Genomic DNA, 21,885 nt, shown 5'->3' on the forward strand with positions numbered 1-21,885 from the left:
GGATGCCATGCACGTCGATACCCTCTGGTCCAACGTCCACCTGATCACCCTCGATGGCGAGGGCCTGGGTGTCATCCGCGATGGCGTACTGGCCTGCGCCGAGGGCCGCATCGTCCACGTCGGCGCTGCCGGCAGCGATGCGCACCTGCAGCCGACCACCCGCATCGACGGTGAAGGCCGCTGGATCTCGCCGGGCCTGATCGACTGCCACACCCACCTGGTCTACGCCGGCAACCGCGCCAACGAATTCGAGCAGCGCCTGCAGGGCGTCAGCTATGCCGAGATCGCCCGTGCCGGCGGCGGCATCGTCTCCACCGTGCGCGCCACCCGCGCTGCCACCCCGGAACAGCTGGCCGCCGAAAGCCGGCCGCGCCTGCTGGCGATGCGCGCCGAAGGCGTGACCACGATCGAAATCAAGTCCGGCTACGGCCTCACCCTGCCCGACGAGCGCAAGCAGCTGCAGGTGGCGCGTGCGCTGGGCGAGGAATGCCGGGTCAACGTGGTGACCACCTTCCTCGGCGCACACGCGGTTCCGCCGGGCCACGAGGCACAGGAGTACACCGACGAGGTGTGCGAGGTAATGATTCCGGCCATTGCTGCCGAAGGCCTGGCCGAAGCGGTGGACGTGTTCTGCGAGAACATCGCCTTCTCGCCCGCGCAGGCGCGGCAGGTGTTCGAGGCCGCCCGCGCGAACGGACTGGCGGTGAAGATCCACGCCGAACAGCTGAGCAACCAGCACGGTGCCGAGCTGGCGGCCAGCTTCGGTGCACTGTCGGCCGACCATATCGAACATCTGGACGATGCCGGGATCGCCGCGATGGCCGCTGCCGGTACCGTCGCCGTGCTGCTGCCCGGTGCTTTCTATTTCACCCGCGATACCACCCTGCCGCCGATCGCCGCGCTGCGTGCGGCCGGCGTGCCGCTGGCGCTGGCCACCGACAGCAACCCGGGCACTTCGCCGCTGACCAGCCCGCTGCTGGCGATGAACATGGGCGCCACCCTGTTCCGCCTGACCGTGGATGAGTGCATCGCCGGCTTCACCCGTGAAGCGGCGCGCGCACTGGGCCACGGCGAGCGCATCGGCCGCCTGGCGGTGGGCATGGACTGCGACCTGGCGATCTGGGATATCGATGCGCCCGCCGACCTGGTCTATCGCATTGGATTCAACCCGCTGCACGCGCGCGTGGCGCGCGGGCAGCCCGACCTGCCTGCCTCCTGGAGCAACACATGAGCAACACCCTGGTTCTTCGCCCCGGCCATGTCACTCTCGCCCAGTGGCGGCAGGTCTATCGCGGTGCGCCGCTGTCGCTGGACCCGGTCGCACTGCCGGTGGTGCGCGCCAGTGCTGCGGCGGTGGCCGCCATCGTCGCCAAGGGCGCACCGGTGTATGGCATCAACACCGGCTTCGGCAAGCTGGCCAGCGTGCGCATCGAGCGCGAAGACCTGGCCACCCTGCAGCGGAACATCGTGCTCTCGCATGCCGCCGGCGTGGGCGAGCCGATGCCGGCCAGCGTGGTGCGGTTGATGATGGCGCTGAAGCTGGTCAGCCTGGCGCAGGGCGCATCGGGCATTCGCGAGGAAACCCTGCTGCTGCTCGAAGCGATGCTGGTCAAGGGCGTATTGCCCGTGGTGCCGGCACAAGGCTCGGTGGGTGCCTCGGGCGATCTGGCGCCGCTCTCGCACCTGGCCAGCGTGATGCTGGGCGTGGGCGAAGCCTTCATCGATGGCGAGCGCCTGCCGGCGGTCGATGCCCTGGCACGTGCCGGCCTGCAGCCGATCGAACTGGGAGCGAAGGAAGGCCTTGCGCTGCTCAATGGCACGCAGTTCTCCACCGCCTACGCGCTGGCCGGCCTGTTCGAGATCGAGACCGTGTTCCAGGCCGCACTGGTCACCGGCGCGCTGTCGGTGGAAGCGGCCAAGGGCTCGGACACGCCGTTCGACCCGCGCATCCACGCCATCCGCGGCCAGCGCGGGCAGATTGCCACTGCCGCGACGCTGCGCACGCTGATGCAGGGCTCGGAGATCCGCGAATCGCACCGTGACAACGACGTGCGCGTGCAGGACCCGTACTGCCTGCGCTGCCAGCCGCAGGTGATGGGCGCGGCGCTGGACATCCTGCGCCAGGCCGCGACCACGCTGGAAATCGAAGCCAACGGCGTCTCCGACAATCCGCTGGTGTTCACCGACACCGGCGAAGCACTGTCCGGCGGCAACTTCCACGCCGAGCCGGTCGCCTTCGCCGCCGACATGCTGGCGATGGCGGTGTGCGAGATCGGCTCGATCAGCGAGCGCCGCCTGGCGATGCTGGTGGACCCGGCGCTGTCCGGCCTGCCGGCGTTCCTGACCCCGCGCCCGGGCCTGAATTCCGGCTTCATGATTCCGCAGGTGACCGCGGCTGCACTGGTCTCGGAAAACAAGCAGCGCGCCTACCCGGCCAGCGTTGATTCAATCCCGACCTCGGCCAACCAGGAAGACCATGTGTCGATGGCCGCGCACGGCGCACGCCGCCTGATGCAGATGGCCGAGAACGCCGCCAACGTGATCGGTATCGAACTGCTGGCCGCAGCACAGGGCTGCGACTTCCACGCCCCGCTGCGCTCCAGTGCCGCGCTGGAAAGCGTGCGCGCCAGCCTGCGTGCGCAGGTGCCGACACTGGAAGAAGACCGCTACTTCCATCCGGACATGGTGACCGCCACGAATCTGGTGCGCAGCGGTGCGCTGGCGCAGGGCCTGGGCGATCTGTTGCCGACCGTGGAACCGCAGGCATGACGACCCTTCCCGAATGGCTGACGGTGCACGAGGGCGACGCCCCCCTCATCGTCAGCTTCCCGCATACCGGCAGCGAGCTGCCGCACGACCTGATCGGCGACTACCACTCGCCGTGGCTGGCACGCCGCGACGCCGACTGGTGGGTGCACGAGCTGTACGACTTCGTGCGTGGCATGGGCGCGACCACGGTGCGCTCGGCAATCTCGCGTTCGGTGATCGACCTCAACCGCGATCCCAGCGGCGTGTCGCTGTACCCGGGCCAGAACACCACCGGCCTGTGCCCGCTGGCGACCTTCGACAACCAGCCGCTGTACCACGCCGGGCGCGAACCGGACGACGCAGAAATCGCCCGTCGCCGCGACACGTATTTCCTGCCTTACCACGATGCGCTGGCTTCGCAGATCACGCGCCTGCGTGCACGCCACGGCACCGTGGTGGTGTACGACGCGCACTCGATCCGCTCACACATCCCGCATCTGTTCGACGGGGAGCTGCCGCAGTTCAACCTGGGCACCGCTGGCCCGTCCGGCGCACCTGACACGTCCTGCGACAACGCCTTGAGCGACGTGGTGGAGAACCTGCTGAAGATCAGTGGCATGAGCCAGGTGCGCAACGGCCGTTTCAAGGGTGGCTGGATCACCCGCCACTACAGCAACATCGCCGGCGGCGTGCACAGCCTGCAGATGGAGCTGGCCTGCCGCGGCTACATGCACGAGCCCCTGCCGGACCAGGTGGACGAGCACAGCTGGCCCACCCCGCTCGACCCCGACCACGCCGCACCGCTGCGCCACACCCTGGCGCAGGTGCTCAATGCCTGCCTTGAATTCGCTACGAACCGGAGCGCCGCATGACCCGCAACGACCCGTCCCGCACCATCGCCGCGCCGACCGGCACCACGCTGAACGCCAAGAGCTGGCTGACCGAAGCGCCGCTGCGCATGCTGATGAACAACCTGCACCCCGATGTGGCCGAGCGCCCGCAGGAACTGGTGGTGTACGGCGGCATCGGCCGCGCCGCACGCGACTGGGAGAGCTTCGATGCCATCGTCGAAACGCTCAAGCGCCTGGACGACGACCAGACCCTGCTGGTGCAGTCGGGCAAGCCGGTGGGCGTGTTCCGCACCCACGCCGATGCGCCGCGCGTACTGATCGCCAATTCCAACCTGGTACCGCGCTGGGCCAACTGGGACCACTTCAACGAGCTGGATAGGAAGGGCCTGGCCATGTACGGCCAGATGACCGCAGGCAGCTGGATCTACATCGGCGCGCAGGGCATCGTGCAGGGCACCTACGAGACCTTCGTGGAGATGGGGCGCCAGCATTTCGGTGGCGACCTGACCGGGAAGTGGCTGTTCACCGGTGGCCTCGGCGGCATGGGCGGCGCACAGCCGCTGGCCGCCGTGATGGCCGGCGCCTCCTGCCTGGCCGTCGAGTGCCGCAAGAGCAGCATCGACATGCGCCTGCGCACCGGCTACCTGGATACCTGGACCGACAACCTGGACGAAGCGCTGCGCCTGATCGATGAAGCCTGCAAGGCCGGCACGCCGAAGTCGGTGGGCCTGCTCGGCAACGTCGCCGACGTGCTGGCCGAACTGCTCAAGCGGGGCGTGAAGCCGGACCTGCTGACCGACCAGACCTCCGCGCACGACCCGGTGAACGGCTACCTGCCGCAGGGCTGGACCGTCGAGCAATGGGACGAAAAGCGCGTGTCCGCGCCGAAGGAAGTGGAGAAAGCAGCGCGCGCGTCGATGGCCAACCATATCCGCGCCATGCTCGGCTTCCACGCACTCGGCGTGCCGACCGTGGACTACGGCAACAACCTGCGGCAGATGGCGCTGGAAGAAGGCGTGGAGAACGCGTTCGACTTCCCCGGCTTCGTGCCGGCCTACATCCGCCCGCTGTTCTGCCGCGGCATCGGCCCGTTCCGCTGGGCGGCACTGAGTGGCGACCCGGAAGACATCGCCAAGACCGATGCCAAGGTGAAGGAACTGATTCCGGACAATCCCCACCTGCACCGCTGGCTGGACATGGCCGCCGAGAAGATCAAGTTCCAGGGCCTGCCGGCGCGCATCTGCTGGGTCGGCCTGGGTGATCGCGATCGACTCGGACTGGCGTTCAACGAGATGGTCGCCAACGGCGAACTGAAGGCGCCGGTGGTGATCGGACGTGACCACCTGGACAGCGGCAGCGTGGCCTCGCCAAACCGCGAAACCGAAGCGATGGCCGATGGCTCCGACGCGGTGTCCGACTGGCCGCTGCTGAACGCCCTGCTCAACACCGCCAGCGGCGCGACCTGGGTCTCGCTGCACCATGGCGGCGGCGTGGGCATGGGCTTCTCCCAGCATGCCGGCATGGTGATCGTCTGCGACGGTACCGATGCAGCGGCGAAGCGGATTGGCCGCGTGCTGTGGAACGACCCAGCCACCGGCGTCATGCGCCACGCCGATGCGGGGTATGACATCGCGATCGACTGTGCGAAGGAAAAGGGACTGGATCTGCCGGCGATCCTGGGCTGATCGCAGGGGTGCCGGCCCGCGGCCGGCACTCCCTGATGCGGGAATCGGTGCCCTTGACCCGCTCTTCCGTCTTGACCACCATGCGCCATCACCGCTGATGGATCACCGCGATGTACCGCACCTTTGCTGCTGCATTGCTCTGCGTCCTGTTCGCTGCTCCGCCCGCATCAGCGAGTGACCTCTCCGCCGGCGTCTCTACCCAGCTCGACGCCCAACTGCAGGCCAACCTCGAACGCTACGGCATCGCCGGTCAGGCGGTACTGGTCGCCCACAACGGCCAGGTGCTGTACCAGGGCGCCAGCAGCGAACGTGATCGCGCTACGCACACACCTGCCGCCGTCGATTCCATCTTCGCCGCGCAGTCCATGGCTAAATTGCTGACAAGCACGCTGGTGATGCAACTGGTGGACCAGGGCAAGGTGGATCTTGACGCGCTGGCCAGCCGTTATGTTCCGGACCTGCCGATTGCATGGCAGGCGATCCACGTGCGTGATTTCCTCAACCACAGCTCGGGTATCGGCGAGTACTACAACCGGGTGGATAACCGCTGGGTGAGCAAGGGCTACCCCGGTGTAGCGCCTGACCTTGGCACTGCGCTGAAGGTGGCCGGCGCGACACCGATGCAGTTCGCCACCGGCAGCCGCGTGCAGTACACCCAGGCCAACTACCTGGTGCTGACGGCGTTGCTGGAAGCGCACTACCGCAAGCCCTACCCGACCATCGCGCGCAAACGCATCCTGCAGCCATTGAAGATGGCCAGCACCTCGTGGGGCGTTGCCAGCGTGCCGGCCCGGCGCGCGGCGGTGCCGTACATCGGCAAGGATGGCCAACTGCAGCCTGCCAATGAAGATCCCTGGCCGGACTACGGCTGGGGCCATGCCGATCTGCAGACCACCGTGGGCGACATGAACCGCTTCCTGCAGGCGCTGGCGACCGGCACGCTGGTGCGTACGGAGACCCTGGAAAAGCTCTGGCAGCCGCAGAAACTGAGCGGTGGCGGCAGCAATTTCTTCTCCACCGGATGGGACACCACCCGCAGCGACGGCTACACCCAGGTCGGCCATGATGGCGGCACCCGTGTACGTGCGCGGCTGGCCTACAAGGGCACGCTGGCCAGCGGCTACTGGGTATTCGTTTACCTCACCAACGGCAGCGCCCGCAATGTCTGGTCGAGCACGCTGGTGGAAAGCACGATGGCGGTCGCGGCGCCGCAGGCGTTTCCGCACGCGGTGCTGTCCGAGGGGCTGGTCGCGTATGCGCTGGATGATGATGCAGGCGCTGCCCAGGCGATACGCAGTTGGTTGCGCGATAACAACCGGGTGGCGGGCAGCGAGCTGGAACGAGCGATCAACGCCAGCGGCTATGCCATCCGCGAGAGCCTTGGTGCACGCAGGGCGTTGAAGGTATTCGCCCTCAACACCGAGCTGTATCCGGATTCGGCCAATGTGTGGGACAGCCTGGCCGAGTGTCATGCGGCATTGGGCGAGAAGGAAGCAGCTGATCAGTTCTACGCAAAGTCGAAGACGCTGACGAAACTCTCGCCATAGACCCTGCTGTAGAGCCGAGCCCATGCTTGGCTGCTCTTTGTCGCGATGGCAGACAACCCGCGCTGCGCGATTAGCCGAGCGCGGGCTCGGCTCTACAGGAACGCGGCGGGCGGCCATACGCCGCCGATGGGTGACGTGGCGCCGTCGACCTGTTAACTTGCGCGCCACCTTCGTGGTTTACAGCATTTCCGTATGTCGCTCTCGTCGTACCGCCCCATCCCCTCGCTGCTGTCTCTGACCGTTTCCCTTGGCCTCGCCTCCACTGCCGCTGCAGTCCCGCAGGCCACCACGCTGGATGCTGTGCAGGTCTCCGCTGCTGCCGATGCCAGCGCCCAAGCGCGCGAAGCGCTGAAGCGCATCCCCGGCGCCAGCAACGTCATCGACGTGGCCAAGGCCGATAGCCGCCTGTCCTCCAGCGCGGATGTGCTGGCCTACCAGCCGGGCATCAGTGCGCAGTCGCCGGGCAATGAGGGCACCAAGATCTCGATCCGCGGTTCGGGCATCAACCGTGGCCCGGGTGCGCATGCGTCTGGTATTGCAGTTTCGATCGACGGGCTGCCGCTGACCGGACCGGGCGGCACGCCCTACGAGCTGCTCGAACCGCTGTGGCTTTCACGCGTGGAAGTGCTGCGGGGCGCCAATGGTTTCGAGCGCGGCGCGCTGGCGCTGGGCGGTGCCATCGACTACGTCAGCCGCAGCGGCCGTGATTCGGCGGGCGTGCAGCTGCACTACGAAGCCGGCAGCCGTGGCTACCAGAAGCGCGGCCTCAGCTGGGGCGGCGTCAACGGCGATGTCGACTACTTCCTGGCCTACACCGATACCGAGTTCGACGGTTACCAGCGCCATGCGCACGGCGACGGCAAGGGCGCGATGGCCAACATCGGCTGGCAGATCACGCCCGATCTGCAGACGCGCTTCTTCGTGCGCTACCGCGAAACCAATCACGAAACGCCCGGTCGCTTGACCCGCGACCAGATCCGCAACGATCCACATGCCGCGAATGCGGCCAACCTGGCCATCGATGCGCGCCGCCCGCAGCCGGGCAGCACCTGGGTGGGCAATGTCACCACGCTGCAGATCGATGAGGATTCGTCGCTGCAGGCCGGGCTGGTCTACCACACCTACCCGATGGACTTGAACGAGAGCCTGTACCGCCAGCAGCTGGACTACGCCAACCTCAACGCCACACTGGACTACCGCCGCCGCCACCGGCTGTTCGGGCTGGACAACGAGACCACGGTCGGCCTGCGCGTCACCCATGACCTGGATGCCGATGTGCGCGAGTCGCTGCGCTTTGCCAGCAACGGCTATACCGCCGGCACGCGCACGCGCGACTTCCGCCACCACGGCACCGACAGCACACTGCACGTCAGCAACACCCTCGCCTTCAATGACCGCCTGCGCATGCAGGCTGGGCTGGCGCTGATCAACACCCGCCGCGATGTGCAGGTGACCTGGCCAAGCAGCAGCGGCCGCCTGCGTGACCACGACTGGGACTACGCACCGCGACTGGGCTTTACCTGGCAGCACAGCGCGCAAACCCAGTGGTTCGGCAACCTCAGCCGTTCGGTGGAGGCACCGCACCCGTGGTCGATGATCTGGGGCTCGAACCAGTACTTCGGGCCGGGCAATGGCCCGTCCACCGGCCGCCAGCGCGCGCCGGTGCCGATGCAGAACCAGACCGCCACCACGCTGGAACTGGGCGCGCGCGGTGACGCGGCGCTGGGTCGCTGGGAACTGACCGGCTACTACGCCCACGTGAATCACGAACTGCTGAGCGTCGAACTGCAACCGCTGCCGAACCTGTTCATCGCCGAGAACAATGCCAGCCCCACCGTGCACCGCGGTATCGAAGCCGGATTGGACAGCACGCTGTGGCAGGCTGCACCGGGCCGCCTGTCGCTGCGCCAGGCGTATACCTTCAGCGACTTCCGCTACCGCCACGATGCACGTTTCGGCAGCAACCGCCTGCCCGGCCTGCCGCGCCACGCCTACCAGGCCGAGCTGCGCTTCGATCATGCATCCGGCCTGTACGCGGCACTGAACACCGAATACGCCTCGCGCATCGCGGTGGACTATGCCAACAGCTACTGGGCCGACAGCCATGTGATCTTCGGCAGCCGCATCGGCTACAACGCCCCCGGCGGTCGCTGGCAGGCCTGGGCGGAGATGCGCAACATCGGCAACCGCCACTATGCCGCCACGGTCACACCGGGCTACGACGATGCCGGCAAGGATGTTGCGCGCTCGACCCCGGGCGAAGGTCGTGGCCTCTATGCAGGCGTGCGCTGGCGCTTTGAGTGATTGCCGCAGGCGGCGCCGGGTGTGATCCGGCGCCGTCGTTCCAGGGTCAGCCGATACGCCAGGACGGCAGGCGCTCGCTGCGCTTCCAGATGGAAGGCGCCAAGCCGACCAGCACCAGTGCCGCCAGCCACTTCGGTGAGGTATTGAGCAGTGTCGAGGTGAGCGAGCCATCGACGGGAGCCGCCATTTCCTGCCACGGGTTGTAGCCCAGGTAGACGACGCTGCCAGCCCACCACGACAACGCCAGGCCGATGCCCACCAGCAGCAGCGCCAGCGTGCGGCAGGTCCAGCGCTGCGAGGTGGTTCCCCACTCGCGGGACACCGCTACCAGCAGACCCACCACCAGCAGCGACACCAGTGCCACCAGGCCGATATCAACCTTCGGTCCAATGCGCTCATAGGCGCAGGCGCGGCATTGCGCCTCTTCCGCGGCAGTGCCGGCTTCAGCGCCATCGCCCTGCCCGGCTGCCGGCTGCGCCAGTGCTGCAAACGGCAACCACACCGCCAGCAGCGTCACCATGATCCAACGAAACAACGTCCTGTTCCTGCGTGCAGCGACATCCATGCGCTCTTCCTCGTCAGTGGTTGTGTGTCTCAGTGGGCGTTCGGCCATCCAGCGCCCCGGTTCCCGATGCAGTACGACAAGCTCCGGATAGGTGAAACCGCCAGGACACGAATCCTCGGCGACCGCGATCATAGCCCACTGTTCAGGGCGGCTGAAAACAGGTCGGGACCGGGCCATATGAAGGAAGCAACCGCATTACAGCCCCTGGATGACCTGCAGCAGGTGGCTCGCACCCGGCACGAGTTCCTGAGCAAGCCAGCCCAGCACCGCGAAGAACAGCAACAGGCCGATCAGCGGCCAGACCGTGTGCGACACGCATACCCGCCACCATCCCTGCTCGTGCATGCCCTGCATGCGCCGGTACAGGCCGCCGGCGATCGCCGCGTCCACCAGCAGTTCGGCCATCAGCACCGGCGCCGACCACACCACCCACACGCTGGCCAGCAGGACGGTCGCCACCAGCGCGACGATGCCGAGGATGGCCAGCAACGGCAAGCCCGCTTCGTCTTCAGCGAGCCCGGCCAACGGCAGCTCTCCGGCGTCGCCACTGCTCACCGATGCCGGCTCGTTCCACGAGGCCGACGCACCGCCACCGCCGGAACGGCCGCCGGCGCCGCTCCACGGTGATTCCACGGCACTGCCGCGAGGGGATGGGCTGCCACCGCCCACATCCGGCGACAGGCCATCCAGCACGTTGTCCCAACGCCAGCGGATCCAGATCCACATCAGCAGCAGGAACACGCCGTAGGCCAGCACTACGGCCATTGGGTAGCGAAACCACATCGCGTCGATACCGGCCAGGCGCAGCAGGTGCGAGGCAAGGAAACCGGCCGCACCGGTCAGGGCGACGATCAGTGCCATCTGCAGGCGTGGCCAACCGCGCTGCTGCAAGTGCCTGCGCGCACGCACGACTTCGCTGCCGCGGTTCATCGGCAATGTCAGTGGGCTGCGTGAAAAATGGCGCGAGCGCTTCATGCCGCCGCCAGGGGGCGGGAGGCATCGCGGCCAGGGACCTCGGGAACCTGATGCTGCATGCGGACATCCTTGCCGGGCACGCGTAGGCGGTGTTGGGCGGATTCTACCGCGGGCAGCTCCGCTGTCCAGACGGCGGTTCCAAGCGGCCGTTCCTCAGCTGCGATCAATGATCCGTTCGATGCGGCCACCCGCGAACACGAACTCGCTCTGGCCCTGCAGTTCCAGCTCAGTGCCCGCACGCGGTCCATCGGGAACATCCTGCGCGAACACGCCGCGCCAGCCAATCGTCGCCGTCGCCTGGTCGCCATCGAACACCAGCGCCAGCAAGCGCTGTTCGCGCTCCCGGAACAGGCGCGCAGACTGGCGTGCCAGTTCGCCAAAGGCATCGACGCCTTCGGTGACCATCGTCAGCTGGCCGCCGCTGTGGTTCTCGAAGCGTACGTTGTGCGCCAGCACCGCCAGCATGGCGTCGATATCGAAGCGGTTGTAGGCCTGCAGGTAGTGCTCGATCAACTGACGATGGTGCAATTCGTCCATGGCGGCATCCAGTCGTGGGCTGCTGGCGAGTCTGGCCTGTCGGCACCGGCCGATCAAGGCCGCGTGGCCGCCTTCAGCAGCTGCGCGGCCACCTGATCGAACGGGGCGATGTCCTGCAGCGCACGGCACATCGCCACCGCCCCCTCCACGCTGGCGATCACCAGGCTGGCTAGCTCAGCCGCTGCTGGCGGGGCGTGTCCTTCGGCGACGAATGCCGAGGCGAGGTGGCCGTGCCAGCGTGCGAACACCTCGGCGGCCGCCGCGCGGGGTTGGCTGGGTGTCGCCTCCACCGGCTCCTCCACGGCAGCGGCCAGCACCGGGCAGCCAGCGCGGAACCCGGAGCGCAGCAGACGCTCGCGCCACATCGCAAGGAACTGCTGCAGGCCCTGTACCGCCCCATCCTTCAACAGCTCCACCAGCAGCGCCTCCACCTTGTCGCCGGCCATGTGGGTGGCGCGCGCCAGCAGCTCCTGCTTGCCGCCGGGAAAGTGATGGTAGGTGGAGCCCAATGGCGCCTCGGCCAGCTTGGTCACTTCGCGGATGCTGGTGGCATTGAGGCCCACCCGCGCCAGCATCTGCGCCGCGGCATCGATCACGCGCTGTGGGGCATCGGACGGTCGCGGGCTCACGGCGGTCTCCTTGCTAAGACAGTCGTCATAGATTAGCGTACCGGCGATTCTATAACGGTCGTCATAGCCATGAATCTCTGGTTCCGCCTGCTCCACCTGCTGCTGTGCAGCCTGTTCCGGCCGAAGCTGGAGGCCCCGTTCGGGGTCTCGCGGCTGCAGTTCCGGGTGCTGCCCAACGACCTGGACAGCAACCTGCACATGACCAACGGCCGCTACTGGAACATCTTCGACCTGGGCCGGCTGGACCTGATCCTGCGCATGGGTCTGGGCCGGGTGGCGCTGCGCGAGAAATGGGCGCCGATCGTCGGCGCCGGCACCATCCAGTTCCGCCGCGAATTGAAGCCGTTCCAGCGCTTCACCCTGGAAACACGACTGGTGGGCTGGGTCGGCTCGCGCGGCATCATGGAGCAGCGCGTGCTGATCGGTGCCGAGCAGAAGATCGCCACGCGCGCGTTGCTGGTCACCGGCATCTACGACCGCCGCGCGCGCCAGTTCCTGGGCATGCCGAAGATGATGGAAGCGATCGGTGTGGTTGCCCCGCCCTCGCCGCCGCTCGGTGCGGCCGCCGAAGCGTTGCTGGCGGCCGATGCAGCGTTGAAGCAGGACGATGCCTGAGCTTCAGGGGGCGGCCAGCGGCACCGCGTGCAGTTTGCGCGATACGACCTGGGTGCGCCCTCCCACATGCAGCACGTACTCGAAGGACTGCCGCATGCGGCTGTACGCGCCACCCTCCGGCACGCCGTAGTTGGCGCCCACGCTGAGGGTATGCCGGCCTGGCGGCAACGGCTTGAGCATCACCCAGTAGCCGTCGGCGGCGGCCAGCCGTGAGTCTGCGTCATCGTCATCCATGCGGAAGCAGCCTTCACTGCGCACCCGATGCATGCGCATGTCGCCCAAGGGTTGGCCATCCAGCAGCACTACTGCACTGATCAGATAATCGTTGTTGACCGCCGCCCCCGCCTGCAGCTCCTTGCAGGACACAGACTCATCCACCTGGTAGTGCGCCATGTTGATGATCGGCAGCAACAGGTACTTGCCCGCCGGCACCACGCATTCGCGATGTGGCCGGAAACGGCCATTGGTGCCGGCCAGGTTCCAGACCGGGCCTTCCTGGCCCACATCGCATACACGGCCATCCGGGTCGAGATAGGGCGCGCCGCCCTGGGCGTCGGCCCAGCGCCACCAGCGGGCGGTCCATTCGGCCAGTGAAACTCCGGCCACCGGCTCACGCGTCAGCGGCGAAGGCGCCGCCGTGTCTGCACTGAACGCCGGTACGGCTGCCAGCAGCAGTGCCATCGTTGCGCCGCTGCGGCGCAGCCATCCCTGGATTCCCTTCCGCATCACCCACCCCATCGTCCCTGGCGGCCACGCTGCGTGGCCGGCTTCGGCGCCACTGTACCTTGGCCGACTACACCTTCGGTATGTTCTTGGTCACGCAATGGATGCCGCCACCGCCGCCGGCAATCGCATCGATGTCCACCTGCTCGATCACACGGCCGGGATACATGTCTTCCAGCAGTTCACGGCAGACACCATCGGCTTCGTCGTCACCGAACTGCGGCGCGACCACGGCGCCGTTGATCGGCAGGTAGTTGATGTAGCCCATGGCCAGATCGTCGTTGTCGCGGGTATGCACGTTGTCGCGCCCGTCCAGCGGCGGCGGCAGCGTGTGCACCTGCAGGCGACGGCCATCGGCATCGGTGGCCCCGCGCAGGATGTCCAGGTGCTCGCGGGTCAGATCGTAGTCGTAGGACTCCGGATCATTGTCCAGGTTGGCGATCACCACGCCCGGCCGCGCGAAGCGCGCATAGAAATCCACGTGCGCATCGGTGATGTCCTCGCCGGCGATGCCGGGCAGCCAGATCACCTTGCGCAGGCCGAGGTGGTGCTTCAGCTCCGCCTCGATATCCGCGCGCGACCAGTCCGGATTGCGGTTGCGGTTCACCCAGCAGCTCTCGGTGAGGATCGCGGTACCGTGGCCATCAACTTCGATGCCCCCGCCCTCGCCCACCAGGTCGCTTTCCAACAGCGTGGCGCCGGTCACCTGCGCCAGCCACGGCGCCACGGCGCCATCGTTGCGCGCCCTCTGCTTGCCGCCCCAGCCATTGAAGTTGAAGTCGACCAGGCCCAGCCCGCCCTGGCCATCCGTGACGAAGCAGCCGCCGTAATCGCGCACCCAGATGTCATCCAGCGGCACCTCGAGGAACTCGATGTTGTCGCGGCCGCAGCGGTCCTGCGCCTGCTTCAGCTGCTCCGGGCGGCACAGCACGCTGACCGGCTGGTGGCGGGCGATGGTGCGGGCCAGCCGTGCCACGGCGGTGTTCACCGCATCAGCCTGCGCGCCCCAGACCCGAGGCTGCGCGGCGAAGGCCAGGAAAACGCGCTCCTGCGGGCCGTGCTCGTCCGGCATGCGCCAGACGCCTGCACCCGGCCCCGCTGCGGACACGCGGCCCGGCAGCCCGGCCAGGCCCAGTGCGGCCAGTCCGCCAAGACCGGCGGCGCCGGCCAGCTGGGTGAGGAAATGACGACGGCTGCTCATGACAGGCTCCAGGGCCGATGTGGAATAGCGCCTATGCTGCGCTTGCCCATCCAAAAGCAAAAACGATAGATTCAGCCATCAATTGAACAGTTTTCCTAATCAGGATGCTCAAGCACTGGCCCCCGCTGAACGCGCTGCGTGGTTTCGAGGCGGCCGCCCGCCTGGGCAGCTTCCACCGGGCGGCCGAGGAACTGCACCTGACCCAGTCGGCCATCAGCCAGCAGATCCGGGGCCTGGAGGCGTCGCTGCAGCAGCCGTTGTTTTTCCGGCAGGGCCGCAGCGTCACCCTCACCGACGCCGGCATCGACCTGTTGGAAACCACCCAGTCGCTGCTGCGGCAGCTGGCCAGCGGCATCCGCCGGCTCGATCAGTACCGCAAGCCGAATCAACTGATCGTCAACACCAGCCCGGCCTTCGCCCGCCATTGGCTGGTGCCGCGCCTGGCCAGCTTCCACCGCCTGCACCCCGGCGCCGACCTGTGGCTGCTGACCAGCGAGGATGCGCCGGACATGACCACGCAGACGCTGGACGTGGCGGTACGCGACGACCTCGACTCACAGGCACAGTGCCAGCACCGCGTGCTGCTGCAGGACCGTCTCTATCCAGCCTGCCATCCGGCCCTTCTCGCCACGCCCGTGCACGAACGCCTGACCCTGCATGGCGAGCGCGAAATGGACTGGAGCCAGTGGCAGGTCCAGGGCGGCGCCGATGTCGGACAGCACCGCGAGGGCATGAACTTCTCCGAGCCCGGGCAGCTGCTGGATGCCGCCTGCCAAGGGCTGGGTATCGCACTGGTCAGCGAACTTCTTGCCGCGCGCGCCTGCGAGCAGGGCCTGCTGCAGCCGCTGGATGAGGCACGCGTGCGCGGCCCGCGCTGGAGCTGGCTGGTGCATGAGGACAGTGCGGCCGATCCGCTGGTGATCAGTTTCTGCGAGTGGCTGTTGGCAACAATGTCGCTCAAGTAGTACCCCGCCACCTGCAAGCACAGACTTCACGCGACTTTAGATTGCATCCTTCAGAACACGCTTCAATCTGCGCGAGTGCGATTCAACCGCTTTCCAATTCCAATCCCTCACGGGAGGAAGATCGATTCCACCGCGCTCTCTGGCGAAGGCGCCGCGTTCGGACATGCGATAGATACTTGCCAAGCAACTGGCGTCTTGATTCACCGGCAGAAAAACGTGTATTAGCCCCCATCCTGCAACGCTCGAGCGCATCTTCCCGCGATCTGGCCCCTTGGTCAGCTCAAATTCTCGGATGGTGACGTCACCATCCATATCGGGATATCTCACTCCGACAAAAACCGCTCCTCCTTTTACCTGCCGGAGCAATTCCGCATAGCTGCATAGATCCTCTGCGCTACCGAATCGCTGGAGAGTCTCGCCCGGCGTGGAGTAGATTTCGGTGACCAGCGACGGTGCGCGCTTGAAAATTGCGCGCGCCACAATCTCTACTACCGTGAGCGAAACAGCGCCCATCGTCCCTCCCGATCCAAATCAGCCATTCTGCAACAAACAAGCGCCAGCGACTGCGGCGTATGCGTCAATGTCTGACGTTCCGGCCTGACTATGGTGCTCCAGCATTCATGTCCCTGAGAGCTCGGCCAATCGCTGCCTCGGCCAGCGGCGCCATCACCGCATAGCCCTTCGCCGTGGGATGCACGCCATCCTCGGCCAGCTGCGGATCGAGGCCACCAGCCGCATTGGTCATCGGCGTGTAGTAGTCCAGATAGACCAGCTGCTTCGCATCGGCGTAGCGCTTCAATGCCGCGTTCAATGCGCGCACCTTGGGAGCAGGTGCCGTGCCCGGCAACCACGGGTAATCGCTGACCGGCAGCACCGATGCCAGTACCACGGCGATGCCATGTGCGCGTGCCAGGTCCACCATCGCGTGCAGGTTGTCTTCAATCATCGCCTGCGTGGACGGGCCGGTGTTGCCGGCGATGTCGTTGGTGCCGGCCAGGATCACCACCACCTGTGGCTTCAGGGCCAGCACGTCCTGCGGGAACCGCACCAGCATCTGCGCCGTGGTCTGGCCACTGATGCCGCGGTTGAGCCAGCCCTTGCCGGGAAAGAACGATGCGCTGCCTTCCCTGCCCCAGCCTTCGGTGATGGAATCACCGTAGAACACCACGCGTGGTTGCCCCGGTACAGCGGCAGGCAGTCGCGCGTTGGCGTCGCGATAACGCTGCAGTTGCGGCCAATCGGCCAGGCGCTGCTGCATGAAGCGCACTTCGTCCGCGCGCAGGCTTTCGACAGGCTCCAGCAGCAACGGGTTGATCGCGGGTATCTCGGCCGCCACCCCGTGGGCGCTCAGCGCGATACCGAGGGCAACTGCGGCCAGGCCGCCGGACAAGGAACGCATGGGGTCTCTCCCTTGAATGTCCGGGCCAGTCTAGCGCGCGGCCCCGCGCTTACCGCGCCGCCGACCGCGCGGCCACGCCGGTCACCTTGGCCGGCATCCACATGCCGGGCGTCCAGCCACTGGCAGCCAGGATTGCCTTCGGGTTGTCCTGCTGGATCAGCGCACGCACTGCATCGCGCTTGTCCTTGGCCTGCAGGTAATAGGCCTTGGCGATGCGGTAGCCCACCCAATACCCGAGGTCATAGGGCTCCTGCGAACCGGGCTTGTAGTTGTACAGCCACGGCGACAGATCGGTACTGTCCACATCCAGCGCAAAGGCGCTTTCAATGTGGACCTCGCGGCCGCGCGTCCATGCCGCATGGCGACTGTTGCCGACGTTGCCGGAAATCAATTCGGCGATGAATTCGGCGATGCCTTCGCCCAGCGAAACACGCAGCACCGTCGCATGCGGGTCGCCGGGCTCGAAATCGGTCAGGCCGGTCTGCTGGATGTGCACGTACTCGTGCGCGATCACGTGCACGAAACGGTCCTGCACGTTGGGATTCATGAAATCGGCTGCACACAGCGCTTCCAGGCCGATGATCACCCCACTCTTCGAGGTCAACCCGACCGGCCGACCACGGCCGACCGCAAGAGTCACCGGAGGAAACGCGGCCTGCGGATAGATCGCCTGCAGGTTGCCGAACACCTGCACCAGGCGCTGCTTCACCGCCGGCAGCTCCGCCAGGCAGCTGCGGCCCTGCACATACACCCCGGGCTGGCTGGCAATGGCTTCGGCCATGCGTTCGGGCGTGACCCGGCGCGCCTTCGCCAGTTCACTCAGGCCCGGACTGCCTTCGGCCAGGTAACCGGCCAGCTGGGCGACGCTGGGCTTGCCGCCGGTGCTGTCGTAGAGCGCGTAGAAGCGGCTGGCATCGGTGGTGAGGATCTGCGGCCCCGGCGGGGTACCCGCCGACGCCACGCCGACCGCCCCGGCACAGGCCAGGGCAAGCAGGCAACGCAGGAAGCTGGACATCGCTCCGTCCTTGGTGGAGTGCATGCGAAGCGCGCAATCTATCACTCCGCCCCGGCCACCGCAGCGGGTACATGCAGGCCCTTCGGGGCTGTGCCAGACTCACTCAGGCACCTGCCATGGATGATGGAGCACCGTACGATGATGATCGTTCCCGCGTACTGGGCCGAAGCCCGCCTGCAGGCCCGTTTCCGTGGCCGGCCGGTGGTCGTACGCCGCTTCGGCTGGTCCGATGAGGGTCCTGCCGAGGCCCAGGCCCACGCCGACCGCCGCGCCAACGAAGCCCTCAATGCCATCCTCGCCGGGCAGGCGCTGCCGCGTCGCGAAGTGCGCAGCAACTATGGCGTGGAGGGTGTGCCAATCCGCGAGCAGATCGTGCAGCGCGACGGCGATGTCATCATCACCCGCAACAGCTATGGCGCGTTGTGCCTCAACAGCCCCGACGTGCTGTTTGCCGACATCGACCATGCGCAGCCACCGGCCGGATGCGTGATACCGGCCATCGTGGCTGCGATCGTGCTGCTTGCCGGCGCCGTCATCGGCACCCTGCTCTGGCACTGGCTGGTGGGCCTGGTACTGGGCGTGGCGGCAGTGCTGCTGGTCAACGCGACACTGCTGATGCGGCGGAAGCAGCGCCTGGCCGCCGCCGGCGGTGCTGAAGGGCTTGCGCTGAAACGCGTGGACGCCTTCAGCGAACAGCATCCCGATTGGCACCTGCGTGCCTACCGCACACCCGCCGGGCTGCGCGTGCTGGCGATGCATGCCACGTTCTCACCGGAGGACGAGCAGCTCCAGGCATTCTTCAAGGCACTGGGCACCGACACCCTGTACGCGCGCATGTGCCGGCTGCAGCATTGTTTCCGTGCGCGACTGACACCGAAGCCGTGGCGCGTCGGCCTGAAGTACCGCATCCGGCCGCCGGTGGCCGCGTGGTCAGCCGAACAGGCCAACAATCCGGATCGACTGGCCTGGATTGCCGAGTACGAAAAGAAGAGTGCCGGCTTTGCCGCGTGCACCTACCTGCGCAGCTTCGGCGACACCTCCCGGGTGCATGCCAAGGCCGAGCATGTGCGCGAGCTGCACGATCGGCTGTCGCACGCGCAGGACCGGTTACCGCTGGCCTGAACGCAATGAGCGCTCAGTCCACGCCCTGCACGAACGGCTGCCCTGCCAGGGTAGTGCCCAGCCGCACCGCGATCTGCTGACCTTCCTTTTCGAAGGTCGTCGCGCACTGCTTGGCGCCCCTTTGGCATCCGACTTCCGGAAAGCCCTCGAGTGACTCAGGCGCGCCCTGAACCGGACTCACCTGCCACCCTGCCGCATCCATGAGGCGCTTGGCCTTGGCATAAGGCATGCCGGCGACAATGCCCAGCTGCGCCAGTTCGGAGGGGAGTGATTGGCCATGCAGGCTCGGCGTCATCACCAGCGCCAACACTGCGACAACACGTTTGGACTTCATAGGTGAAACCCATGGCAGACAGCAACAGGCCTGCAGCGTATCGCAGCTTCCGCACGCCATGGCACCCGCATCACATATGGTTACGCAATCGCAACGGCCAATGACACGAGGTCACCCTCCGGATCCATCAGGTACTGTTGAGAACCGCCACGGGGGCCTCGCGCGCCGCCCGCCGCGCCGGCACCCAGGCAGCCAGCTGCCCCAGGGCGAACACCAGCCCGACGCCCAGCACCAGGTACCCGGGATCGATGCGAGGTACCTCGTAGTAGCGCGAAACCCAGACATTCAACGCCAATGCCAGTACGCTGCCAGCGATCGCGCCGACGAAGGTCAGCATCAGATTCTCGATCATGAAGAAGCTGATCACATCGCGCCTGCGGGCACCCAACGCACGTCGTATGCCGATCTGCGGATAGCGCTTGCGGACCCAGAAGCTGGCCAGCCCATACACGCCCGTGCCGGTCACGATCAACAGCGAGATGCCGGTGCACAGGAAGATGATCGCCATGGTCTGGTCACGCCGGAAGTATTCCGCACGCAGTTCGCTGAAGCGCTGAACCCGGGGCAGCATCCGGTTCGCTTCGCGCGCGGCCAGCGCATTGCGGGCCGAGTCGAGGACCGCGGAAAGCGCGTCCGGCTCGCTGCGCACCGCGTACATCACCCGGGTGCCATCGGGAATCAGCGGCAGCAGCAGGCTGTCGCCTGTTCAGCGACCGCGCTTGCGCTCGATTTCCGCGTGCAGTCCCTGCAGCTGCGCCAGGTACTGCTGGAAGATGCCCAGATCCTCCTCGACCAGGCGTGACCAGTCGGGCTTCGTACTCAGCAACTGCTCGACCTGCTGCTGCGGTGGGCGATCAAAGCCCTCGCCCAGGACGGCCAGGTAGCGCTCCCTGAATCCCTCCGGATCCTGCTGGTCCTGGGCGAAGAGCTGCACCGCAATCAGTCCGGCATACAGGTAATTGGCCAGGTAAAGCGGATCCTCATACATCAGCCGCTTGGATATCCAGGTGCTGCGCAGCTCGGGATACTGCTCCGATGCGCCCCCGTACCTGCCCAGCACCTTCATCGTCAGCGTATCAAGCGCGTCTGCGTTGCCAACCTCATCGGCGGCCACGTCCTGATAGATGGACTGTTCCAGATCGGCCTCTTCAGACGATACGAACAGCTGCAGGATGATGTCATCGAGCAACGACTTCAGGTAATACGCCTTGGCACGTGGATCACTGGCCTGCCGGTAGAGCTGATCGCGGAACTTCAGTTCGTTGTAGATGGCGAAGGCCTCGGTCAACCACTTGTTGCCGTTGCGCTGGAATGATGATGCGCCGCCGCGCTGCATCCACTGGCCATGCATGGCATGGCCGGCTTCGTGAGCGATCTGGACATCCCCCTCCAGATCGCCCTGGCGATGGCCAACGAACAGCAACGAAGGCACGCCGGGGGCGCTGATCGAAAACGCATCCATCGCGCGCCGCCCTGCCGATCCGCCCAGATCCATGCGTCCGCCCGCAGGATCGAGCAGCCCGCGCAGCCCTGTCACGTAATCCGGCCCCAGCACCTGCATTGATACCGCCGCCGCATCACGCAACTGCGCCAGGTCAAGCGGCGGAGGAATATAGCCCGCATCAGGCAGGTCCATGTCCCAGATCTGTGGAGACGCCTGGCCCATGCGCTCAAGATGGGTCAACTGCATCTGCTGGTAGTTCCGCCGCAGCAGCGCGTGGCGCGCTACCGCCGCCAGTGTCGCGTCGACGGCGGCCTGATCCAGGCCCATGTGCCGGTAGCTGCGGTCAGGCGCAGTTCCATCGCCCAGCAGTTCCGACGCATGCTCGTTGAGGCGGACCAGGCCCAGCAGCACCGTTGCCATTTCGCTGCGCCGCGACGCCATTCCCTGCCAGTAGGCACGCCATGCCGCTTCGCGCAGTGAACGGTCCGGCAGGCGGGAAAGGGCTCTCGCGTCGGTGCGACTGTCGAGCGTGCGGCCTTCATGTTCGAAACGCGCAAAGGGGGCCGACTGCAGCAGCTGCCGGTGCAGACGCCCGAAGCTGTCCAGCGCCGGGTCAGCCAACGTGTCGACCGCATCCACCAGCGCTGCATTGGCCGGCTGCACATCCTCCCGCAACGCCCGTTCACGCAGGTCGGCATGCGGCCCGATCCAGGCAGCGTGCGCGGGCGCATCACGCAATGCCTGCTTGGCAATCGCCGCGATGCGTCCACATGTGCTGGCGACTTCGCCCTGGGTGTTGGCCAGCCGGGCATCGTCGGCATTGCGCGCGGCCTGAAGATGCAGGTAGCCATGGTGCCGGAGGCACTCGCCATACAGCTGTTCGGCCTGCTGGAACCTCACGTCTGGCGGCGCATGAAGTGCCTTGAGGGCATGGGTCCTCCGCTCGAGGTTCTGCCACGCCTCACGTTCCTGGGAGGCGCTGCCAAAGTAGCTGCGGTCATCTGCCCGCAGAGCCTGCGCTTCCACTCCGTGTGTCATCCCGGCCAACAGCGTCGCGATGACAAAAGTGATGGCGCGCATCCCATTGCGATGCATCGATGTCTCCTGGTCTGTTTCCACTCCCAGCTTAGCAGCCCGGGTGGACCCGGATGCCGCATGGCAGGTGGCTTCCCGATTCCCGATTGCGCATCCGGATCCAGGCCGTCTGCCCACTCACATCCCGATAC

Annotated in this window: 21 protein-coding genes; 9 read left to right on the top strand and 12 right to left on the bottom strand. The window is 66.7% G+C overall.

Annotated features, from left to right (window positions below):
- Positions 1-7 precede the first annotated feature (7 nt).
- The 6 genes from hutI (at position 8) to ACSYHF_RS12730 (ending at position 9,135) form a co-directional block, all read left to right on the top strand.
- Positions 8-1,231: an imidazolonepropionase gene (hutI, locus tag ACSYHF_RS12705; protein ID WP_197598602.1), complete on the top strand. Its 1,224-nt coding sequence runs from the start codon at positions 8-10 to the stop codon at positions 1,229-1,231.
- Complete coding sequence (gene hutH / locus ACSYHF_RS12710) at positions 1,228-2,769, top strand: histidine ammonia-lyase (protein WP_095377189.1); 1,542 nt, start codon at positions 1,228-1,230, stop codon at positions 2,767-2,769. Before hutI ends, hutH begins: the two co-directional genes overlap by 4 nt.
- Positions 2,766-3,620: an N-formylglutamate deformylase gene (gene hutG, locus ACSYHF_RS12715; RefSeq protein WP_197598601.1), complete on the top strand. Its 855-nt coding sequence runs from the start codon at positions 2,766-2,768 to the stop codon at positions 3,618-3,620. Before hutH ends, hutG begins: the two co-directional genes overlap by 4 nt.
- Positions 3,617-5,284 (top strand): urocanate hydratase, encoded by a 1,668-nt coding sequence (gene hutU / locus ACSYHF_RS12720; RefSeq protein WP_197598600.1) that lies wholly within the window; start codon positions 3,617-3,619, stop codon positions 5,282-5,284. Before hutG ends, hutU begins: the two co-directional genes overlap by 4 nt.
- Before the next feature lie 110 nt (positions 5,285-5,394).
- Positions 5,395-6,831, top strand: a complete 1,437-nt coding sequence (locus ACSYHF_RS12725) for a serine hydrolase domain-containing protein (protein WP_447575703.1) — start codon at positions 5,395-5,397, stop codon at positions 6,829-6,831.
- Between the two features lie 192 nt (positions 6,832-7,023).
- Positions 7,024-9,135, top strand: coding sequence for a TonB-dependent receptor domain-containing protein (locus ACSYHF_RS12730; protein ID WP_197598598.1), 2,112 nt, complete (start codon positions 7,024-7,026; stop codon positions 9,133-9,135).
- Positions 9,136-9,181: 46 nt separating this feature from the next.
- On the opposite strand, the gene ACSYHF_RS12735 is transcribed toward ACSYHF_RS12730, so the two are convergent.
- The 4 genes from ACSYHF_RS12735 to ACSYHF_RS12750 all read right to left on the bottom strand — a co-directional run bounded on the left by ACSYHF_RS12735 (position 9,182) and on the right by ACSYHF_RS12750 (position 11,841).
- Positions 9,182-9,700: a hypothetical protein gene (locus ACSYHF_RS12735; protein ID WP_111127417.1), complete on the bottom strand. Its 519-nt coding sequence runs from the start codon at positions 9,698-9,700 to the stop codon at positions 9,182-9,184.
- 195 nt (positions 9,701-9,895) lie between these two features.
- Entirely contained in the window at positions 9,896-10,675 is a 780-nt protein-coding gene (locus ACSYHF_RS12740; protein ID WP_065186176.1) for a hypothetical protein, read from the bottom strand.
- 153 nt (positions 10,676-10,828) lie between these two features.
- Positions 10,829-11,212, bottom strand: a complete 384-nt coding sequence (locus tag ACSYHF_RS12745; protein ID WP_065186177.1) for a nuclear transport factor 2 family protein — start codon at positions 11,210-11,212, stop codon at positions 10,829-10,831.
- Positions 11,213-11,265: 53 nt separating this feature from the next.
- Entirely contained in the window at positions 11,266-11,841 is a 576-nt protein-coding gene (locus tag ACSYHF_RS12750; RefSeq protein ID WP_005417331.1) for a TetR/AcrR family transcriptional regulator, read from the bottom strand.
- Positions 11,842-11,910: 69 nt separating this feature from the next.
- Between ACSYHF_RS12750 and ACSYHF_RS12755 the strand changes: the two genes are divergently transcribed.
- Positions 11,911-12,456 carry a thioesterase family protein gene (locus ACSYHF_RS12755; RefSeq protein WP_053497299.1) on the top strand — a complete coding sequence of 182 codons (546 nt, stop codon included), beginning with the start codon at positions 11,911-11,913 and terminating at the stop codon, positions 12,454-12,456.
- Between the two features lie 3 nt (positions 12,457-12,459).
- On the opposite strand, the gene ACSYHF_RS12760 is transcribed toward ACSYHF_RS12755, so the two are convergent.
- Both ACSYHF_RS12760 and ACSYHF_RS12765 read right to left on the bottom strand, forming a co-directional pair.
- Complete coding sequence (locus ACSYHF_RS12760) at positions 12,460-13,137, bottom strand: hypothetical protein (protein WP_005417335.1); 678 nt, start codon at positions 13,135-13,137, stop codon at positions 12,460-12,462.
- A gap of 112 nt (positions 13,138-13,249) precedes the next feature.
- Positions 13,250-14,380, bottom strand: a complete 1,131-nt coding sequence (locus ACSYHF_RS12765; protein ID WP_188247662.1) for an agmatine deiminase family protein — start codon at positions 14,378-14,380, stop codon at positions 13,250-13,252.
- A 104-nt stretch (positions 14,381-14,484) separates the two neighbouring features.
- Here ACSYHF_RS12765 and ACSYHF_RS12770 point away from each other — a divergent pair, with 104 nt between their 5' ends.
- A complete protein-coding gene (locus ACSYHF_RS12770; RefSeq protein ID WP_005417348.1) occupies positions 14,485-15,345 on the top strand; it encodes a LysR family transcriptional regulator in 861 nt (286 codons plus the stop codon).
- 36 nt (positions 15,346-15,381) lie between these two features.
- Here the strand turns inward: ACSYHF_RS12770 and ACSYHF_RS12775 are convergent, their stop codons facing one another.
- The 3 genes from ACSYHF_RS12775 to ACSYHF_RS12785 all read right to left on the bottom strand — a co-directional run bounded on the left by ACSYHF_RS12775 (position 15,382) and on the right by ACSYHF_RS12785 (position 17,759).
- The gene (locus ACSYHF_RS12775) at positions 15,382-15,858 is read right to left on the bottom strand and encodes a hypothetical protein (RefSeq protein ID WP_152427464.1); all 477 of its coding nucleotides are present in this window, start codon (positions 15,856-15,858) and stop codon (positions 15,382-15,384) included.
- An 88-nt stretch (positions 15,859-15,946) separates the two neighbouring features.
- On the bottom strand, positions 15,947-16,744 hold the full coding sequence (locus ACSYHF_RS12780; RefSeq protein ID WP_197598597.1) for an SGNH/GDSL hydrolase family protein: 798 nt from the start codon (positions 16,742-16,744) through the stop codon (positions 15,947-15,949).
- A 49-nt stretch (positions 16,745-16,793) separates the two neighbouring features.
- Complete coding sequence (locus tag ACSYHF_RS12785) at positions 16,794-17,759, bottom strand: DUF2268 domain-containing putative Zn-dependent protease (RefSeq protein ID WP_065196069.1); 966 nt, start codon at positions 17,757-17,759, stop codon at positions 16,794-16,796.
- Positions 17,760-17,897: 138 nt separating this feature from the next.
- On the opposite strand from ACSYHF_RS12785, the gene ACSYHF_RS12790 reads away from it, so the two are divergent.
- Positions 17,898-18,881, top strand: coding sequence for a hypothetical protein (locus ACSYHF_RS12790; RefSeq protein ID WP_197598596.1), 984 nt, complete (start codon positions 17,898-17,900; stop codon positions 18,879-18,881).
- Between the two features lie 13 nt (positions 18,882-18,894).
- On the opposite strand, the gene ACSYHF_RS12795 is transcribed toward ACSYHF_RS12790, so the two are convergent.
- The 3 genes from ACSYHF_RS12795 to ACSYHF_RS12805 all read right to left on the bottom strand — a co-directional run bounded on the left by ACSYHF_RS12795 (position 18,895) and on the right by ACSYHF_RS12805 (position 21,754).
- Positions 18,895-19,215: a hypothetical protein gene (locus tag ACSYHF_RS12795; RefSeq protein WP_005417358.1), complete on the bottom strand. Its 321-nt coding sequence runs from the start codon at positions 19,213-19,215 to the stop codon at positions 18,895-18,897.
- Positions 19,216-19,342: 127 nt separating this feature from the next.
- On the bottom strand, positions 19,343-19,873 hold the full coding sequence (locus ACSYHF_RS12800) for an FtsX-like permease family protein (RefSeq protein ID WP_197598595.1): 531 nt from the start codon (positions 19,871-19,873) through the stop codon (positions 19,343-19,345).
- Between the two features lie 48 nt (positions 19,874-19,921).
- Complete coding sequence (locus tag ACSYHF_RS12805) at positions 19,922-21,754, bottom strand: M3 family metallopeptidase (RefSeq protein WP_197598641.1); 1,833 nt, start codon at positions 21,752-21,754, stop codon at positions 19,922-19,924.
- Positions 21,755-21,885 lie beyond the last annotated feature (131 nt).

This window comes from Stenotrophomonas maltophilia group sp. P373, assembly GCF_053295075.1.

Excerpts from the sequence above, each read along its gene's own strand:
- ACSYHF_RS12790 (WP_197598596.1), top strand. The coding sequence starts at position 17,898 with ATGATGATCGTTCCCGCGTACTGGGCCGAAGCCCGCCTGCAGGCCCGT.
- hutI (WP_197598602.1), top strand. The coding sequence starts at position 8 with ATGCACGTCGATACCCTCTGGTCCAACGTCCACCTGATCACCCTCGAT.
- ACSYHF_RS12745 (WP_065186177.1), bottom strand. The coding sequence starts at position 11,212 with ATGGACGAATTGCACCATCGTCAGTTGATCGAGCACTACCTGCAGGCC.
- ACSYHF_RS12775 (WP_152427464.1), bottom strand. The coding sequence starts at position 15,858 with ATGGGCGCTGTTTCGCTCACGGTAGTAGAGATTGTGGCGCGCGCAATT.
- ACSYHF_RS12725 (WP_447575703.1), top strand. The coding sequence starts at position 5,395 with ATGTACCGCACCTTTGCTGCTGCATTGCTCTGCGTCCTGTTCGCTGCT.
- ACSYHF_RS12800 (WP_197598595.1), bottom strand. The coding sequence starts at position 19,873 with ATGTACGCGGTGCGCAGCGAGCCGGACGCGCTTTCCGCGGTCCTCGAC.
- ACSYHF_RS12765 (WP_188247662.1), bottom strand. The coding sequence starts at position 14,380 with ATGAGCAGCCGTCGTCATTTCCTCACCCAGCTGGCCGGCGCCGCCGGT.
- ACSYHF_RS12760 (WP_005417335.1), bottom strand. The coding sequence starts at position 13,137 with ATGGCACTGCTGCTGGCAGCCGTACCGGCGTTCAGTGCAGACACGGCG.
- ACSYHF_RS12780 (WP_197598597.1), bottom strand. The coding sequence starts at position 16,744 with ATGCGTTCCTTGTCCGGCGGCCTGGCCGCAGTTGCCCTCGGTATCGCG.
- ACSYHF_RS12740 (WP_065186176.1), bottom strand. The coding sequence starts at position 10,675 with ATGAAGCGCTCGCGCCATTTTTCACGCAGCCCACTGACATTGCCGATG.
- ACSYHF_RS12770 (WP_005417348.1), top strand. The coding sequence starts at position 14,485 with ATGCTCAAGCACTGGCCCCCGCTGAACGCGCTGCGTGGTTTCGAGGCG.
- ACSYHF_RS12805 (WP_197598641.1), bottom strand. The coding sequence starts at position 21,754 with ATGCATCGCAATGGGATGCGCGCCATCACTTTTGTCATCGCGACGCTG.
- hutG (WP_197598601.1), top strand. The coding sequence starts at position 2,766 with ATGACGACCCTTCCCGAATGGCTGACGGTGCACGAGGGCGACGCCCCC.
- ACSYHF_RS12735 (WP_111127417.1), bottom strand. The coding sequence starts at position 9,700 with ATGGATGTCGCTGCACGCAGGAACAGGACGTTGTTTCGTTGGATCATG.
- ACSYHF_RS12785 (WP_065196069.1), bottom strand. The coding sequence starts at position 17,759 with ATGTCCAGCTTCCTGCGTTGCCTGCTTGCCCTGGCCTGTGCCGGGGCG.
- hutU (WP_197598600.1), top strand. The coding sequence starts at position 3,617 with ATGACCCGCAACGACCCGTCCCGCACCATCGCCGCGCCGACCGGCACC.
- ACSYHF_RS12795 (WP_005417358.1), bottom strand. The coding sequence starts at position 19,215 with ATGAAGTCCAAACGTGTTGTCGCAGTGTTGGCGCTGGTGATGACGCCG.
- ACSYHF_RS12755 (WP_053497299.1), top strand. The coding sequence starts at position 11,911 with ATGAATCTCTGGTTCCGCCTGCTCCACCTGCTGCTGTGCAGCCTGTTC.
- ACSYHF_RS12730 (WP_197598598.1), top strand. The coding sequence starts at position 7,024 with ATGTCGCTCTCGTCGTACCGCCCCATCCCCTCGCTGCTGTCTCTGACC.
- hutH (WP_095377189.1), top strand. The coding sequence starts at position 1,228 with ATGAGCAACACCCTGGTTCTTCGCCCCGGCCATGTCACTCTCGCCCAG.